The sequence below is a fragment of the Streptomyces sp. NPDC006294 genome, assembly GCF_042870895.1.
Taxonomy (GTDB): Bacteria; Actinomycetota; Actinomycetes; order Streptomycetales; family Streptomycetaceae; genus Streptomyces.
This window is the reverse complement of the sequence record NZ_JBIAHV010000005.1, coordinates 60,941-76,750: the sequence shown is the minus strand read 5'-3', so window position 1 is coordinate 76,750 and position 15,810 is coordinate 60,941. Positions and strand designations below refer to the sequence as shown.

The 15,810-nt window shown below is 72.2% G+C and carries 12 protein-coding genes; 10 read left to right on the top strand and 2 right to left on the bottom strand.

What is annotated here, in order from left to right; translation table 11 throughout:
• Positions 1 to 13: 13 nt before the first annotated feature.
• From ACFYOP_RS10140 to ACFYOP_RS10110, 7 genes are all read left to right on the top strand, one after another.
• On the top strand, positions 14 to 1,261 hold the full coding sequence (locus tag ACFYOP_RS10140; protein ID WP_356895684.1) for a spermidine/putrescine ABC transporter substrate-binding protein: 1,248 nt from the start codon (positions 14 to 16) through the stop codon (positions 1,259 to 1,261).
• Positions 1,262 to 1,298: 37 nt separating this feature from the next.
• Positions 1,299 to 2,450, top strand: coding sequence for an ABC transporter ATP-binding protein (locus ACFYOP_RS10135; RefSeq protein ID WP_356895686.1), 1,152 nt, complete (start codon positions 1,299 to 1,301; stop codon positions 2,448 to 2,450).
• On the top strand, positions 2,447 to 3,376 hold the full coding sequence (locus ACFYOP_RS10130) for an ABC transporter permease (RefSeq protein WP_356895688.1): 930 nt from the start codon (positions 2,447 to 2,449) through the stop codon (positions 3,374 to 3,376). Before ACFYOP_RS10135 ends, ACFYOP_RS10130 begins: the two co-directional genes overlap by 4 nt.
• Entirely contained in the window at positions 3,376 to 4,173 is a 798-nt protein-coding gene (locus ACFYOP_RS10125) for an ABC transporter permease (RefSeq protein ID WP_356895690.1), read from the top strand. The genes ACFYOP_RS10130 and ACFYOP_RS10125 overlap by 1 nt, the downstream gene beginning before the upstream one ends.
• Before the next feature lie 18 nt (positions 4,174 to 4,191).
• Positions 4,192 to 5,604, top strand: coding sequence for an FAD-dependent oxidoreductase (locus ACFYOP_RS10120; protein WP_356895692.1), 1,413 nt, complete (start codon positions 4,192 to 4,194; stop codon positions 5,602 to 5,604).
• Positions 5,605 to 5,641: 37 nt separating this feature from the next.
• On the top strand, positions 5,642 to 6,070 hold the full coding sequence (locus tag ACFYOP_RS10115) for a hypothetical protein (protein ID WP_356895694.1): 429 nt from the start codon (positions 5,642 to 5,644) through the stop codon (positions 6,068 to 6,070).
• Between the two features lie 107 nt (positions 6,071 to 6,177).
• Positions 6,178 to 7,980 carry a glycoside hydrolase family 18 protein gene (locus ACFYOP_RS10110; protein ID WP_356895696.1) on the top strand — a complete coding sequence of 601 codons (1,803 nt, stop codon included), beginning with the start codon at positions 6,178 to 6,180 and terminating at the stop codon, positions 7,978 to 7,980.
• Here the strand turns inward: ACFYOP_RS10110 and ACFYOP_RS10105 are convergent.
• Both ACFYOP_RS10105 and gabT read right to left on the bottom strand, forming a co-directional pair.
• Positions 7,931 to 8,491, bottom strand: a complete 561-nt coding sequence (locus tag ACFYOP_RS10105; protein WP_388451237.1) for a phosphatase PAP2 family protein — start codon at positions 8,489 to 8,491, stop codon at positions 7,931 to 7,933. The two genes, ACFYOP_RS10110 and ACFYOP_RS10105, sit on opposite strands and share 50 nt — an antisense overlap.
• A gap of 366 nt (positions 8,492 to 8,857) precedes the next feature.
• Entirely contained in the window at positions 8,858 to 10,192 is a 1,335-nt protein-coding gene (gene gabT, locus ACFYOP_RS10100) for a 4-aminobutyrate--2-oxoglutarate transaminase (RefSeq protein WP_356895700.1), read from the bottom strand.
• A gap of 562 nt (positions 10,193 to 10,754) precedes the next feature.
• Between gabT and ACFYOP_RS10095 the strand changes: the two genes are divergently transcribed.
• The 3 genes from ACFYOP_RS10095 (at position 10,755) to ACFYOP_RS10085 (ending at position 15,623) form a co-directional block, all read left to right on the top strand.
• Complete coding sequence (locus tag ACFYOP_RS10095) at positions 10,755 to 12,863, top strand: ATP-binding protein (protein WP_356895702.1); 2,109 nt, start codon at positions 10,755 to 10,757, stop codon at positions 12,861 to 12,863.
• A 131-nt stretch (positions 12,864 to 12,994) separates the two neighbouring features.
• Positions 12,995 to 14,590 (top strand): PucR family transcriptional regulator, encoded by a 1,596-nt coding sequence (locus ACFYOP_RS10090; protein WP_356895704.1) that lies wholly within the window; start codon positions 12,995 to 12,997, stop codon positions 14,588 to 14,590.
• Between the two features lie 61 nt (positions 14,591 to 14,651).
• Positions 14,652 to 15,623, top strand: a complete 972-nt coding sequence (locus ACFYOP_RS10085) for an EamA family transporter (RefSeq protein ID WP_356895706.1) — start codon at positions 14,652 to 14,654, stop codon at positions 15,621 to 15,623.
• Positions 15,624 to 15,810 lie beyond the last annotated feature (187 nt).

The following is a 15,810-nucleotide window of genomic DNA, read 5'->3' as shown; positions in this document are numbered from 1 at the left end:
AGGGCAGAGCGTCATGGAGCAGTACGAGACCGAGCGCCTCTCAGCGGCCCAGCTGGCGGCCGTGCGGCGCAGCATGACCAGCGGACGCGGGGCGCTGTCCCGCCGCTCGCTGCTGCGCGCCTCGGGCGCCGGCGTGTTCGCCGTCGGCGGCGCGGGAATCCTGAGCGGCTGCGGCATCCCGCCCGCCAAGCGGGAAGGCGGGGCGGCCGACTCCGACGACCACTCGGACAAGGAGAAACTGGTCAACTTCTCCAACTGGACCGAGTACATGGACACCAGCGAGGACGGCAAGAGCCGCCCCACCCTCGAGGCGTTCACGAAGCGCACCGGGATCAAGGTCAAGTACACCGAGGACATCAACGACAACGTCGAGTTCTTCGGCAAGATCCAGCCGCAGCTGGCGGCCGGCCAGGACACCGGCCGCGATCTGATCAACGTCACCGACTGGCTGGCCGCCCGGATGATCCGGCTCGGCTGGGCACAGAAGCTCGACCCCTCGCTGCTGCCGCACGCCTACGCCAACCTCTCCTCCCAGTTCCGCACCGTGGACTGGGACCCGGGCCGGGCCTACTCGTACCCGTGGACCGGCATCCCGTGCGTCATCGCCTACAACTCCAAGGCGACCCGCGGCCGCAAGGTCGACTCCGTCACCCAGCTCCTCGACGACCCGACGCTCAAGGGCCGGGTCGGGTTCCTCACCGAGATGCGCGACACGGTCGGCATGACCATGCTCGACCAGGGCAAGGACCCCGCCGCCTTCACCGACGCCGACTTCGACGCCGCCGTCGGCCGGCTGCAGAAGGGCGTCGACAAGAAGCAGATCCGCCGCTTCACCGGCAACGACTACACGGCGGACCTGGCCAAGGGCGACATCGCCGCCTGTCTCGCCTGGGCCGGCGACGTCATCCAGCTCCAGGCCGACAACCCGGACATCAAGTACGCCATCCCCGCCGCCGGTTACGTCACGGCCACCGACAACCTGCTGGTCCCGGCGCAGGCCAGGCACCGCGAGAACGCCACCCGGCTGATCGACTACTACTACGAGCTGCCCGTCGCCGCGCAGCTCGCCGCGTACATCAACTATGTGTGTCCGGTCGCCGGAGTCGGCGCCGAACTCGCCAAGATCGACCCCGAGCTGGCAGAGAACCCGCTGATCATCCCCGACGAGGCCATGGCCGCGGGGTCCCACTCGTTCCGCTCGCTCTCCGCCAAGGAAGAGACGGCGTACGAGGAGAAGTTCGCCAAGCTCATCGGCGCCTGACCGTCCCCTTCCCCCGAGACACCTGGGATCGCGACCCATGACTGACAAGCAAGCGGGCGGCGACGTCCGCCTCTCCGGGATCAGCAAGACCTACGGCTCCTTCACGGCCGTCCACCCCCTGGACCTGACCGTCCCGCAGGGCTCGTTCTTCGCCCTGCTCGGCGCCTCCGGCTGCGGCAAGACCACCACGCTGCGGATGATCGCCGGACTGGAGGACCCCACGACGGGCACCGTCCGGCTCGGCGACAAGGACGTCACCGCCCTCCCGCCGCACAAACGCCCCGTCAACACGGTCTTCCAGAGCTACGCGCTCTTCCCCCACCTGAACATCTACGACAACGTCGCCTTCGGCCTGCGCCGCCGCGGCGTCAAGTCCGTGAAGAAGCAGGTCGACGACATGCTGGAGCTCGTCCAGCTCGGCGACTTCGCCCGGCGCAAGCCGCACCAGCTCTCCGGCGGCCAGCAGCAGCGCGTCGCCGTTGCCCGCGCCCTCATCAACCACCCGCAGGTCCTGCTGCTCGACGAACCGCTGGGCGCCCTCGACCTCAAACTGCGCCGCCAGATGCAGCTCGAGCTCAAGCGCATCCAGACCGAGGTCGGGATCACCTTCGTGCACGTCACCCACGACCAGGAGGAGGCCATGACCATGGCTGACACGGTCGCCGTGATGAACGGGGGCAGGGTCGAGCAGCTCGGCGCGCCCGCGGAGCTGTACGAGAACCCGCGGACCACGTTCGTCGCCAACTTCCTCGGCACCTCCAACCTGATCGAGGCCGAGGTCGTCCAGAACTCCGGCGGCGAGGTCGTCGTCACCGCCGGCGGCGGCAAGCTCCGGCTGCCGACCGGACGCTGCCCCGACGAGACGCCCGCGGGCGGCAGGCTTCTCGTCGGCATCCGGCCGGAGAAGATCTCCCTCACCCCCGCCGCCGACGCGGACGCCGTCCCCGCCGGCCGCAACTCCGTCACCGGCCGGATCCTCGACTCCTCCTTCATCGGCGTCTCCACCCAGTACGTCGTGGAGAGCCCCGCAGGCAAGGGACTCGAGGTCTACGCACAGAACGTCGAGCACCGGGCCGGCCTCGAACCCGGCGCGGAGGTCGTCCTGCACTGGAACCCGGAGCACACCTTCGGCCTGGACGCCGCCCAGGCCATCGACGCCGGTGTGGAGACCGTGGGGGAGACGGCATGACCGTCACCGAGGCGCCGCCCACCACTCCGGCGCCGGAGCAGCCGCCCGTCCACCGGACCCCGGTGCGCCGCCGACTGGTCCCGTACTGGCTGCTGCTGCCCGGCATCCTGTGGCTCGTCGTCTTCTTCGCGCTGCCGCTCGTCTACCAGGCGTCGACATCCGTGCAGACGGGCTCCCTGGAAGAGGGCTACGAGGTCACCTGGCACTTCGCCACCTACTGGGACGCGCTGAGCGAGTACTACCCGCAGTTCCTGCGCTCGCTGCTCTACGCGGGCACCGCCACCGTTCTGTGCCTGATGCTCGGCTACCCGCTCGCGTATCTGATCGCGTTCCGGGCCGGCCGCTGGCGCAATGTGCTGCTGGTACTGGTCATCGCCCCCTTCTTCACCAGCTTCCTGATCCGCACGCTCGCCTGGAAGACGATCCTCGCGGACGGCGGCCCCGTGGTCGACGTCCTGAACACGGTCGGCTTCCTCGACGTCACCGGCTGGCTCGGCATGACCGCCGGCGACCGGGTGCTCGCCACGCCGCTCGCGGTGGTCACCGGTCTGACGTACAACTTCCTGCCGTTCATGATCCTGCCGCTCTACACCTCGCTGGAGCGGATCGACCCCCGGCTCCACGAGGCGGCCGGCGACCTGTACGCCACGCCGTCCACCACCTTCCGCAAGGTGACCCTGCCGCTGTCCATGCCGGGCGTGGTCTCCGGGACGCTGCTGACGTTCATCCCGGCGAGCGGCGACTACGTCAACGCCCAGCTGCTGGGCTCCACCGACACCCGCATGATCGGAAACGTCATCCAGTCGCAGTTCCTGCGCGTCCTCGACTACCCGACGGCGGCGGCGCTGTCGTTCATCCTGATGGCGGCCGTCCTGCTCACCGTGACCGTCTACATCCGCCGGGCCGGAACGGAGGACCTGGTCTGATGCCATGGCTCAAGCGCAACCTCGTCGTCATCGCGGGCCTGCTCACGCTGGCCTATCTGATCCTGCCGAACATCGTCGTGATGGTGTTCTCCTTCAACAAGCCGGCCGGGCGCTTCAACTACGCCTGGCGGGAGTTCTCCACCGACGCGTGGCGCGACCCGTGCGGAGTCGCCGACCTCTGCGGCTCTCTCACCCTGTCCCTGCAGATCGCCCTGTGGGCGACGATCGGGGCCACCGTCCTCGGCGGGATGATCGCCTTCGCGCTGGTCCGCTACCGCTTCCGGGCCCGCGGCACGATCAACTCGCTGATCTTCCTGCCGATGGCGATGCCCGAGGTGGTCATGGCCGCCTCGCTGCTCACCCTCTTCCTCAACATGGGCGCGGAGCTGGGCTTCTGGACCATCCTCATCGCCCACACCATGTTCTGTCTGAGCTTCGTCGTGGTGGCGGTGAAGGCGCGTGTCATGTCGATGGACCCGAAGCTGGAGGAAGCGGCGCGCGACCTGTACGCCGGACCGGTGCAGACGTTCCTGCGCGTCACCCTCCCGATCGCCGCCCCCGGCATCGCGGCGGGCGCGATGCTGGCCTTCGCCCTGTCCTTCGACGACTTCATCATCACCAACTTCAACTCGGGCAGCACCGTCACCTTCCCCATGTTCGTGTGGGGTTCGGCCCAGCGCGGCACACCCGTCCAGATCAACGTCATCGGCACGGCCATGTTCGCCGTCGCCGTGCTGATCGTGGCCGGCGCCCAGATCGTCACCGACCGCCGCAGGAAACGCGCACTCTCGCAGTAGCACGAAGGAGTGGGAACCATGGCCCCAGCAGCCATGAGCACGGCCCGATCACTCTCCGACGCCCGGCCGGCGCCCTTCTGGCTCGAGGACCCGGGCAAGCCCGACCCGCAGCCCGCCCTCGCCGGCGACGAGCGGTGCGACCTCCTCGTCGTCGGCGGCGGCTACAGCGGTCTGTGGACCGCGCTGCTCGCCAAGGAACGCGACCCCGCGCGGGACGTCGTCCTGATCGAGGGCCGGGAGGCGGGCTGGGCCGCCTCCGGCCGCAACGGCGGCTTCTGCGCCGCCTCCCTCACCCACGGCCTGGGCAACGGCCTCGCCCGCTGGCCGGACGAGCTGGCGAAGCTGGAGGAGCTCGGCGCGCGCAACCTCGGCGCCATCGAGGAGACCGTCGCGCGCTACGGAATCGACTGCGACTTCGAACGCACCGGCGAGATCGACGTGGCCACCGAGCCGCACCAGCTCGCCGAACTCCACGAGACGCACGAACAGGCCACCCGGCTCGGCTTCACCGGCCTCGAACTCCTCGACGCGGACGCCGTACGGGCCGAGGTCGACTCGCCGACCTTCCTCGGCGGACTCTGGGACCGCCGGGGCGTCGCGATGCTGCATCCGGCGAAGCTTGCCTGGGGCCTGAAGCAGACCTGTCTCGACCTCGGCGTCCGCATCTACGAGAACACTCCCGGCCTGCAGCTCGCCGCCAGTGGCCCCGGGATGGTCGTGCGCACTCCGTACGGCCGGGTCCTCGCCCACCGGGTCGCCCTCGGCACCAACGTCTTCCCCTCGCTGATCCGGCGCGTCCGGGCCTACACCGTCCCCGTCTACGACTACGCCCTGATGACCGAGCCGCTCAGCGCAGCCCAACTCGCCTCCGTGGGCTGGAAACGCCGGCAGGGGCTCGGCGACAGCGCCAACCAGTTCCACTACTTCCGCATCACCGCCGACCACCGCATCCTGTGGGGCGGCTACGACGCGGTCTACCCCTTCGGCGGCAGGGTCAGCGCCGAGATGGACCACCGGCCCGAGACGTATCTCAGACTCGCGTCGCACTTCTTCCGCTGCTTCCCCCAGCTCGAAGGACTCCGCTTCAGCCACGCCTGGGGAGGCGCCATCGACACCTGTACGCGCTTTGCCGCCTTCTTCGGCACCGCGCACGCCGGCAAGGTCGCCTACGCGGCCGGCTTCACGGGCCTGGGCGTCGGCGCGACCCGGTTCGGCGCCGACGTGATGCTCGACCTGCTGTCCGGCGAACGGACCGAGCGGACGGAACTCGAAATGGTCCGCAGCAAGCCGCTCCCGTTCCCGCCGGAGCCGGTGGCCTGGGCCGGCATCGGTCTCACCAAGTGGTCCATGGCCAGGGCGGACGCCAACGGCGGCCGGCGCAATCTGTGGCTGCGGACGATGGACCGCCTCGGTCTCGGCTTCGACAGCTGACCATCATGACCCGCGCGGCTCTGGGGCAAGGATCGCGATGGAATGGCTGGTGGCGGTGGCGCCGGACCCGGACGCCTGCATACAGGAGTGGGAGCGGAACCAGCACGGGATCGCCCTGCTGCCCGCCGGCCGGCGCTGGGACGTGCTGATCCTCCCGGGCGGACTGGCCTGTCCCACGCTGGACGTGCTGACCCGGCTGGTCGACCGGCCGGGCCCGGTCCTGGCCGGCTTCGGCGAGTCCCGCATGGGCTTCTTCGTACCGCCGGGCACCGCCGGACGGTGGCTCGGCACGGGAGTGCGGACCGCGGGGCACGGCACCTGGATCGTCGTGCCGTACCCGGGCCGGTCGGCCGGGGGAGCGCGCTGGCTGATCGCCCCGGACGGGTCCGGGACCCTCCCCGACCCGTCGCTGCTGGGGCTCGCGATGCACGAGGCGGCCGGGCCGGCGCGCGGACAGGAGGGCTGAGCGGCCGTCGTACGGGCGCGGGGCAGTGCCAGAGGTCTTGACAACCCGATTGGTCTGGACCATGTTGTGGGCCGCCGCACCCAATCCCCCCGCGCCCGGAGGCTGTTGTGCACCACACCAGACTTACGGCTGCCCTCACGGCAGCCGTCCTCGCCGTCACCGGCCTCGTCGCCACCGCGGACAGCGCGGCAGCGGCGGACGCCGAACTCGCCCGCAACGGAGGCTTCGAGGCCGGACTGACCGGCTGGAGCTGTACGGCCGGCAGCGGCGTCGCCGTCTCCTCACCCACCCACGGCGGCGCGTCCGCCCTCAAGGCCACCCCCGCCGGCAGCGACAACGCCAAATGCACGCAGGCCGTCACCGTGAAACCGAACTCCGACTACACGCTCAGCGGCTGGGTCCAGGGCAGCTACGTCCACCTCGGCGCGTCCGGCACCGGCACCACCGACGTCTCCACCTGGACGCCGTCCGCCCCCGGCTGGCAGAAGCTGACGACCTCCTTCCGCACCGGCCCGTCGACCACCTCCGTGACCATCCACACCCACGGCTGGTACGGCACCCCCGCCTACCACGCCGACGACATCTCGCTGTTCGGCCCCGGCGGCGACCCCGCCACCGTCCCCGCCGCGCCCACCGGCCTGCGCGCCGGCAGCCCCGGCTCCACCTCCATGCCGCTGACCTGGAACTCCTCGTCCGGCGCGACCGGTTACCACGTCTACCGCGACGGCACACGGGTCGCCACCACCGCAGGCACGTCCACCACCGTCACCGGACTCACCGCCGCCACGACGTACGCCTTCGAGGTCTCCGCCGCCAACGACGCGGGCGAGTCCCCCAAGTCCCCCGCCGTGAGCGCCACGACCACCTCGGGCGGCGGCGGCAGCGGCGGCGACCTGCCCGAACACGCCCTCGTCGGCTATCTGCACGCCAGTTTCGCCAACGGCTCCGGCTACACCCGCATGGCCGACGTGCCCGACTCGTGGGACGTCATCAACCTGGCCTTCGGCGAACCCACCTCGGTCACCTCCGGCGACATCCGCTTCCGGCTCTGCCCGGCCGCCGAATGCCCGAACGTCGAGTCGGAGGCCGAGTTCAAGGCCGCCGTCAAGGCCAAGCAGGCCGCCGGCAAGAAGGTGCTCATCTCCATCGGCGGCGCCAACGGCCAGGTCCAGCTCTCCACCACGGCCACCCGCGACGCCTTCGTCACCTCCGTGTCGAAGATCATCGACGACTACGGCCTCGACGGCCTCGACATCGACTTCGAAGGCCACTCGCTGTCGCTGAACACCGGCGACACCGACTTCCGCAACCCGACCTCACCGGTGATCGTCAACCTGATCTCCGCTCTCAAGACCCTCAAGGCCAGGTACGGCCCGGACTTCGTGCTCACCATGGCGCCCGAGACCTTCTTCGTGCAGCTCGGCTACCAGTTCTACGGTTCCGGGCCCTGGGGCGGTCAGGACCCGCGCGCCGGCGCGTACCTGCCGGTCATCCATGCCCTACGCGACGACCTCACCCTGCTGCACGTCCAGGACTACAACTCCGGCCCGATCATGGGCCTGGACAACCAGTACCACTCCATGGGCGGCGCGGACTTCCACATCGCCATGACCGACATGCTGCTCACCGGCTTCCCAGTGGCCGGCGACCAGTCGAGGTTCTTCCCCGCGCTCCGTCCCGAGCAGGTCGCCATCGGCCTGCCGGCCTCCACCCAGGCGGGCAACGGCCACACCCCGCCCGCCGAGGTGAACAAGGCGCTGGACTGCCTCACCAGAATGACGAACTGCGGCGCGTACGCCACCCACGGCACCTGGCCCGCCCTGCGCGGACTGATGACCTGGTCCATCAATTGGGACCGCTTCAACCAGTACGCGTTCTCGAAGAACTTCGACGCATACGCCTGGCGCTGACGCCGACGAAGGGCAGCACCGCCCCGAACAGGCAGAGACTCCCCACCACGTCCAGCGGCCAGTGATAGCCGCGCAGCACCAGGCCGATGCCCGTCGCCACCGTCAGCACCACGGCGACGGGCATCGCCCACCTCCGCCGCAGATACGGCGTGACCAGCAGCGCCGCCGTGCCGTACGCGACCATCGCCGTCGCCGTGTGACCCGACGGATACCAGCCGGTGCCCGGCTCCAGCGGGGCAGGGCGCGCGATCAGCAGCTTCAGCGGAACGACGAGCGCGGGCACCGCCGCCATCACGGCCACGGCCGTCAGCGCCACCCGCCACTGCCGCCGGTCACGCACCAGGACGTATCCGACCGCCGCGGCCAGCACAGGCAGCGCGACGGCCATGTTCCCGAGATCCGCGAACAGCTCCGCGACGGCGGCCGGCCCGGCGCCGAACAGGGCCCGGCCCAGCGCCACGTCCGCGGTCGACAACGGCCCCTCGACCGCCACCTGCCAGGTGACCGTCACGAAGAGGACCACGCACAGGCCGACGGCGGTGCGGGAACGCCGAGAGGCCGGCCACCTCGGAACAGGGGGGGTGGTTCCGAAGTGGCCGGCCGGACCGGTTTGCCGCACGCCCCGGGGGGTTTGGGGCGGGCGGCGATCCGATCGGTGAGGAGTTCCGGAGCCTGAAGCTCCAGTGGTGTGCGCGAGGGCACGACCAGGTCGGGGCTGGGGAGGCTCCGGCCTGGAGTCGCCCGCAGTCTCCTGCGAGCGGGGTGTTTCTCTCATCTGCGGAAACCGTACGCCAGGGGGAAGGAGACCGACAGTCGGATCCCCATCCCGCCATCGGCCCCCCACAGAGTCTTCACAGAGCGCTTCCTGCGTCGCCGGTCAGACGCGGGCGAACGCCTGCTCGAGAATGTCGAGACCCTCGTTCAGCAGGTCCTCGCCGATCACCAGCGGCGGGAGGAAACGCAGCACATTGCCGTACGTGCCGCAGGTGAGGACGAGCAGGCCCTCCGCGTGGCACGCCTTGGCGAGCGCGCCGGCCGCCTCCGGGTTCGGCTCCTTCGTCGCCGGGTCCTTCACCAGCTCGATCGCGATCATCGCACCGCGGCCGCGGATGTCACCGACGATCTCGTACTTCTCCTGCATCGCGGCCAGGCGGCCCTTCATGACCTCCTCGATGCGCTTCGCCCTGGCGTTGAGGTCGAGCTCCTTCATCGTCTCGATCGAGCCGAGCGCACCGGCGCAGGCCACCGGGTTGCCGCCGTACGTGCCGCCCAGGCCGCCGGCGTGCGCCGCGTCCATGATCTCGGCGCGGCCGGTCACCGCGGCGAGCGGCAGACCACCGGCGATGCCCTTCGCCGTGGTGATCAGGTCCGGGACGATGCCCTCGTCCTCACAGGCGAACCACTGGCCGGTCCGGCAGAAACCGGACTGGATCTCGTCGGCGACGAACACGATGCCGTTGTCGTTCGCGAACTTCACGACCGCCGGCAGGAAGCCCTTCGCCGGCTCGATGAAGCCGCCCTCGCCGAGCACCGGCTCGATGATGATCGCGGCGACGTTCTCCGGGCCGATCTGCTTGGTGATCTGGTCGATCGCCTGGGCCGCTGCCTCCGGGCCGCAGTTCTCCGGGCCGGTCGGCCAGCGGTAGCCGTACGCCACCGGCACGCGGTAGACCTCGGGCGCGAACGGTCCGAAGCCGTGCTTGTACGGCATGTTCTTCGCCGTCAGCGCCATCGTGAGGTTCGTGCGGCCGTGGTAGCCGTGGTCGAACACCACGACCGCCTGGCGCTTGGTGTGCGCCCGCGCGATCTTGACGGCGTTCTCGACCGCCTCGGCGCCCGAGTTGAACAGCGCCGACTTCTTGGCGTGGTCGCCCGGCGTCAGCTCGGCGAGCCGCTCGCACACCTCCACGTAGCCCTCGTACGGCGTCACCATGAAGCAGGTGTGCGTGAAGTCCTGCAGCTGGGCGCTCGCCCGGCGTACGACGGCCTCCGCGGAGGCGCCGACCGAGGTCACGGCGATGCCGGAGCCGAAGTCGATCAGGCGGTTGCCGTCGACGTCCTCGATGATCCCGCCGCCGGCCCGCGCCGTGAACACGGGCAGCACGGACCCCACACCACCGGCGACCGTCGCGGTGCGGCGGGCCTGCAGCTCGATCGACTTCGGACCGGGGATGGCGGTGACGACGCGGCGCTCCTGCGGGATTGCGGTCATGCGGGGCTCCTGGGGGTGTATCCGGACGCTTGATGTCTTTCTCCGCAGGCTAGGTGCGCGGCGCGACGCCGGGCATGCGCCGATCGGGAGTGTTGCGGGTGCGTCGTTGTCCGCGGCGGCCATACGGGGTCGGCGGGGCGCCGTTTCCCGGGCCGGCCGGTGGGGGTGGTGCCCCCGGGGGTGGCGGTCCGGCCCCGTCGGCGGTGGGGCGTGCCCCGGGGGTGGCCCGGTCGGTGGGTGCGGCGTGCCCGGGGGCGTGGCTGCGCCGGTGTGCGGTCGTCGGCCGGGGCTGCCGCCCTGTGTTCCTTCGGGCGGTTCCTCGGTTGGTGGGCCGGCAGGGTGGCCACCCGCGCGGCGCGCTTTTGTCGGGGTTCCGGGCGGCACCCGGACACCGAACGTCCCGGACCGGGCCACGACCAGGCACGTGATCCGGACCCGCGGGGCCACGCCCCGACCCGCCGCGGTCGGAAACGTGAACCGGTCTGCCGCCCGCCCAAGGGCTCACGCACTAGATTGGCCGTGCACAGATGCGGGGCCTGGCTGGTCAGGGGGCAGCGGTTTCATGGAATCCGAAGGCACATTCGACGCACGGGGTACGCACGCCGGTCGCGTGCCGCGTCCTGCCGGTCCACCGGCGGAGCCGTCCGTGCCGCCCGGCGCTCCCGCGCTGCCGGGCCACGCGCCGTCGACCCGTCCCGCCGTGCTCGACTGGCTGCGGACGCCGCGACCCCAGGCGGAGCCCGGCGTCTGGCGGTTCGGGCACCGGGCGCGGCCCGAGGAGGAGCCGGAGCCGGTCCCGGCGCGGCGGCTGATCTCGGGTGCGCTGATCTCGCTGCTCACCGGCTGGCTGCTGTGGTCGCTGCTGTGGAACGGCTATCTGGGCCGCTACTGGCTCTGGCCCCTGCTCGTGCTCACCCCGGACTCGTGGCGCGACGACGCGACGACATGGGGCAACGCCAGCTACGTGTACTACGCGATCATCGGCGGCGGCATGCTGCTGTTCTTCGCGCGGATCGGCAACGTGCCGGAGATCTGGCGGCGTTACGTGGTGCGCCGGGACAAGCCCGCCCCCGTGGCGCCCCCGGCGCCCGGCGCCGACCCCGCCGACTGGCCCGAGTTGCGTGCCGCGGGGCTCGGGGAGGTGGCCGGGCGGCTCGCGGAGGCGACGCGGGCCGGGAGCCTCGGGGATGTGGACTACGCGCGGATCCGCCGCGCCTGGCAGGGCGTGCACGCACGGCCCGAGCGGCTCGCCGCCTTCGTGGACACCGTGCGCCGGCACGGGCCCGCCGCCTGCGCGCACCCGTCGGGGCTGCGGGACCTGCCGGTGCGGACCGCGACGCACGACCTGGCCACCGGGCAGGTCAAGATCGGCACGGTCGTCGACGACGGACGCAATCCGTATGCACGCCGCACCACGGGCGTCGCTCTGGAGCCGGCCCTGCTCGGCACGTCACTGCTGGCCGTCGGCCCGTCCGGCTCGGGCAAGAGCGTGCGACTCGTACGCCCGGTGATCGAGTCCCTGTGTCTGCTGGCGCTCGCCAACCGCGCCGCCGTCGTCGCGGTGACCGCCCACGGCAACGCGGTCGTCCCCGACGGGGACTTCGACCTGGTGATCGCCGTCGGGCAGCCGGGGAACACGCACGACCTCGATCTGTACGGCGGCGCGGAGGACCCCGACGAGGCCGCCCGGGTGCTCGCGGAGGCGCTCGTAGGGGATCTGTCCGCCGGGCTGCCCGGCGGGGACAGCCGCCGGGCCGCGACCGCGCTGGCCCAGCTGATCGGGCCCTACCGGTGCGTGCACGGACACTTCCCGGCCGTCCCCGAGCTGCGGGAACTGCTCGGCGGCGCACCCGCCGCGCTCGGCGCGCTGCGGACGGCCCTGGAAGAGGCGGGCGAGGCGTCGCAGCTGCGCGAACTGGACGCCAGGGAACGGCAGTCGGCCCGCGGCGACGACATCGGGGTGCTGCTGTCCGAGCGGATCGCCTTCCTCGACCGGCCCGCGTTCGCCGGGTCCTTCCGTACGGACGGCGGCGGGCGGACGTTCTCCCTGCGGGCCGTCGAGCACCCCATGCGGGTCCGCGTGGACCTTCCCGAGCGCGGCCACGCGGAGGCGTCGCGGATCATCGCCCGGCTGGTGCTCGCCCAGTTCACCGAGGCCGCGCTCACCCGCTCCGACCGCTCGCTCTTCGCCTGCCTGGTGCTCGACGACGCGACCAGCACGGTGACCGCCGACTCGGTGCGCGCGCTGCAGCGGCTGCGTTCCGCGCACGCCGGTGTCGTCCTCGCGCTGCGCACCCTGGAGGACGTGCCGGAGCCGCTGCGCGGTCCGCTGCTCGGCTCGGTCGGCTGCCGGATGGCGTTCGCGGGGCTGGCCCCGTGGGACGGCGGCCGGTTCGCAGAGAGCTGGGGCACCGAGTGGGTCCAGACCCGGGACGTCACCAACCGGCAGATCATCGCCGACGAGCCGCTCACCAAGGCGCTGCACATGATGCGCCGCCTGGTCACCGGCAGGGCGCCCACCGCGGAAGCGGTCACCGTACGGGAGGTGGAACGCGCCCGCTGGTCGGCGTCGGACCTGGCCCACGCCGTGCCCGCCGGTCACGCCGTGCTGTCGCTGACGACCGTACGGGGCGAGCACGCGCCGCCGCTGCTGGTCGATCTGCGGACCTGAGCCGCGGGGACGCCGAGCGGACGCCGCGGGAAACCGGCACTGCGACACCCTGGCAGAATCGAGGTATGCCGTTCATACGGGACGGCGAAATCAGCACCCGCCGCCCCCTGCCCCGAAGGGCCCCTGGTCCCATGCCGCCGACCCTCGCCTCGCTCGTCCAGCACTCGGCGCTCAAGCTCACCGTGCGCGCCGGGGAGGACCGGCTCGAGACACCCGTGCGGTGGGCCCACGTCAGCGAGCTCACCGACCCCGTGCCGTACATGGAGGGCGGGGAGCTGCTGCTGGTCACGGCCATGAAGTTGGACGCTGAGGACCACGAGGCCATGCGCCGCTACGTGCGCAGACTGGTGGGCGCCGGGGTGGTCGGACTGGGCTTCGCGGTCGGCGTGTACTACGACGACATTCCCGAGGCGCTCGTCGAGGCGGCCAGGCAGGAGGGACTGCCGCTGCTCGCCGTGCCCCGCCGCACGCCGTTCATCGCGATCAGCAAAGCCGTGTCCGCGGCGATCGCCGCCGACCAGTACCGGGCGGTGACCGCCGGGTTCGAGGCGCAGCGGGAGCTGACCCGGGCCGCGCTCACCGAAGGGCCCGGCGCGGTCGTCGGACGGCTCGCCGCGCACATCGACGGCTGGGCGGCGCTGTACGACGCGTCCGGCGCGGTCGTCGCCGCGGCCCCCGACTGGGCCGCCCGGCGCGCGGCCCGGCTCACCGCCGACGTCGAGCGGCTGCGCGAACGGGCCGCGCCCGCGAGCGCCGTCGTCGGCGGCACGGAGGACGACGACCGGGTCGAGCTCCAGTCCCTCGGCACGGGCCGCCGGGTCCGCGGCGCGCTCGCCGTCGGCACCGGCGCCCCGCTCGGTACCGCGGAGCGCTACGCGGTGCACTCCGCGGTCGCGCTCCTCACCCTGACCACCGAGCGGTCCCGGGCGATGCAGGCCGCCGAACAGCGCCTCGGTGCCGCGGTGCTGCGCATGATGCTGTCCGGGCAGCCCGACCACGCCCGGGCCGTCGCCGGCGATCTGTACGGCGGGCTCCTCGACGCCCCGTTCCGGCTGCTGATCGCCGAAGCCGGCGGCGACCCGGACCCGGCCGCGGGCGACCGCCCCGCCGCGTTGAGCGCCTTCGCCGAGGCCGTCGAGTCGGCGGCCGCGCGGGCCGGGGAGACCGTTCTCGCGGTCCCCGACGGGGTCGAGGACCGGATGGTCGTCCTGGCCGTGGACGGAGGGGCGGTGGCCACCGCGTGCGTGGGCAGCTACGCGGCCAGGGACGCGGAGGAGGCCGAACTGTACGTCGGGCTCTCCGCGCCGACCGGTCCGACCGCGGCCGCCGGCGCCTACAAGCAGGCCGAGCAGGCGCTCTCCGTGGCCCGCCGAAGGGGGCGCGCCCTCGTCGAGCACGAGGAGCTGGCCGCCGGGTCCATCGTGCCGCTGCTCGGAGACGACGCGGTGCGCGCGTTCGCGGACGGCATACTGCGCGCGCTGCGCGACCACGACGCGACCGGCCGGGGCGACCTGGTCGCCTCGCTGCGGGCCTGGCTGTCCCGTCACGGCCAGTGGGACGCCGCCGCGGCCGACCTCGGCGTCCACCGCCACACGCTGCGCTACCGGATGCGCCGGGTGGAGGAGATCCTCGGCCGCTCGCTCGACGACCCGGACGTGCGCATGGAGCTCTGGCTCGCGCTCAAGGCGACGGGCGAGCCGCCGTCGAAGCCGCGCCCCGCCTCATGACCTGCGGCCGAAGAACTCGATCTCGGCGACCGCCAGCCGCCTGCCCCTTAATCTCCTGCGCATGACAAGCCCCGCAGCCGAGTCGACACCCGGCGGACGCGTTCCCGCACCGGTCCCGACAGCGGCCCCCTCGGCCCCCGCCCGCCGCCGGATCTCCGGCGCCGTCTGGGCCGCGCTCGCCATCGTCTACGTCGTCTGGGGCTCCACCTACCTCGGCATCCGCATCGTCGTCGAGACGATGCCGCCGTTCGCCTCGGCGGCGGCCCGGTTCGTCGTCGCCGGACTGATCCTCGGAGCCCTCGTCGCCTGGCGGCGCGGCCCCGCGGCGCTCAAGGTCACGAAGAAGCAGCTCGCCTCCGCGGCCGTCGTCGGCCTGCTGCTGCTCCTCGGCGGCAACGGCCTGGTCGTCCTCGCGGAGACGTCCATCCCGTCCGGGCTCGCCGCGCTGCTGATCGCCGTGGTCCCCGCCTGGGTCGTCGTCCTGCGCCGGGCGTCCGGCGAGCGTCCCGGCCTCGGCGCGTACGCGGGCGTCGCCCTCGGCCTGGCCGGACTGGCCGTGCTGACCCTGCCCGGGCTCAGCGGCGACGTGCGCATCGCGGGAGTCCTGACCGTGATCGTGGCCACCGTGATGTGGTCGGTGGGCTCGTTCTCGTCGTCCCGCATCCCAATGCCGGCCGACCCCTTCGCGGCCAGCGCCTACGAGATGGTGGCCGGCGGCATCGGCTGCGCCCTCGTCGCGCTCGGCCGGGGCGAGCACCACGGCTTCGTTCCCGGCGACGTCTCCACCCGCTCCTGGGCCGCGCTCGCCTACCTCGTCGTCTTCGGCTCCCTGCTCGCGTTCACCGCGTACGCCCGGCTGCTGCACACCGCGCCGCTGTCGCTCGTCGCCACATACGCGTACGTCAATCCGGTGGTCGCCGTACTGCTCGGCGCGCTGGTGCTCGGCGAGCGGCTGACCTGGCCGATCGCGGTGGGCGGCGCCGTCGTCGTGGCCGGCGTCTGCCTGATCGTGTCCACCGAACGCCGCCGCTGACCGCGCCCGGCGGGCGGCCGCCGCGGGGTGGCCGCCGTACCGCCGGGGCCGCCCCGCCACCACCGACGCGCCAAAGAGGCCAGGCGGGACACGCGACTACTCCACGCCGGACAAACGACCGGACGGACCGGCGGCCCTACCGTGTGGAGAGAACGACCGAGAGCAAACCCCACTACTTCGGAAGGGC

Coding starts and splice junctions, on each gene's coding strand:
- ACFYOP_RS10140 (WP_356895684.1), top strand. CDS start 14: ATGGAGCAGTACGAGACCGAGCGCCTCTCAGCGGCCCAGCTGGCGGCC.
- ACFYOP_RS10135 (WP_356895686.1), top strand. CDS start 1,299: ATGACTGACAAGCAAGCGGGCGGCGACGTCCGCCTCTCCGGGATCAGC.
- ACFYOP_RS10130 (WP_356895688.1), top strand. CDS start 2,447: ATGACCGTCACCGAGGCGCCGCCCACCACTCCGGCGCCGGAGCAGCCG.
- ACFYOP_RS10125 (WP_356895690.1), top strand. CDS start 3,376: ATGCCATGGCTCAAGCGCAACCTCGTCGTCATCGCGGGCCTGCTCACG.
- ACFYOP_RS10120 (WP_356895692.1), top strand. CDS start 4,192: ATGGCCCCAGCAGCCATGAGCACGGCCCGATCACTCTCCGACGCCCGG.
- ACFYOP_RS10115 (WP_356895694.1), top strand. CDS start 5,642: ATGGAATGGCTGGTGGCGGTGGCGCCGGACCCGGACGCCTGCATACAG.
- gabT (WP_356895700.1), bottom strand. CDS start 10,192: ATGACCGCAATCCCGCAGGAGCGCCGCGTCGTCACCGCCATCCCCGGT.
- ACFYOP_RS10095 (WP_356895702.1), top strand. CDS start 10,755: ATGGAATCCGAAGGCACATTCGACGCACGGGGTACGCACGCCGGTCGC.
- ACFYOP_RS10090 (WP_356895704.1), top strand. CDS start 12,995: ATGCCGCCGACCCTCGCCTCGCTCGTCCAGCACTCGGCGCTCAAGCTC.
- ACFYOP_RS10085 (WP_356895706.1), top strand. CDS start 14,652: ATGACAAGCCCCGCAGCCGAGTCGACACCCGGCGGACGCGTTCCCGCA.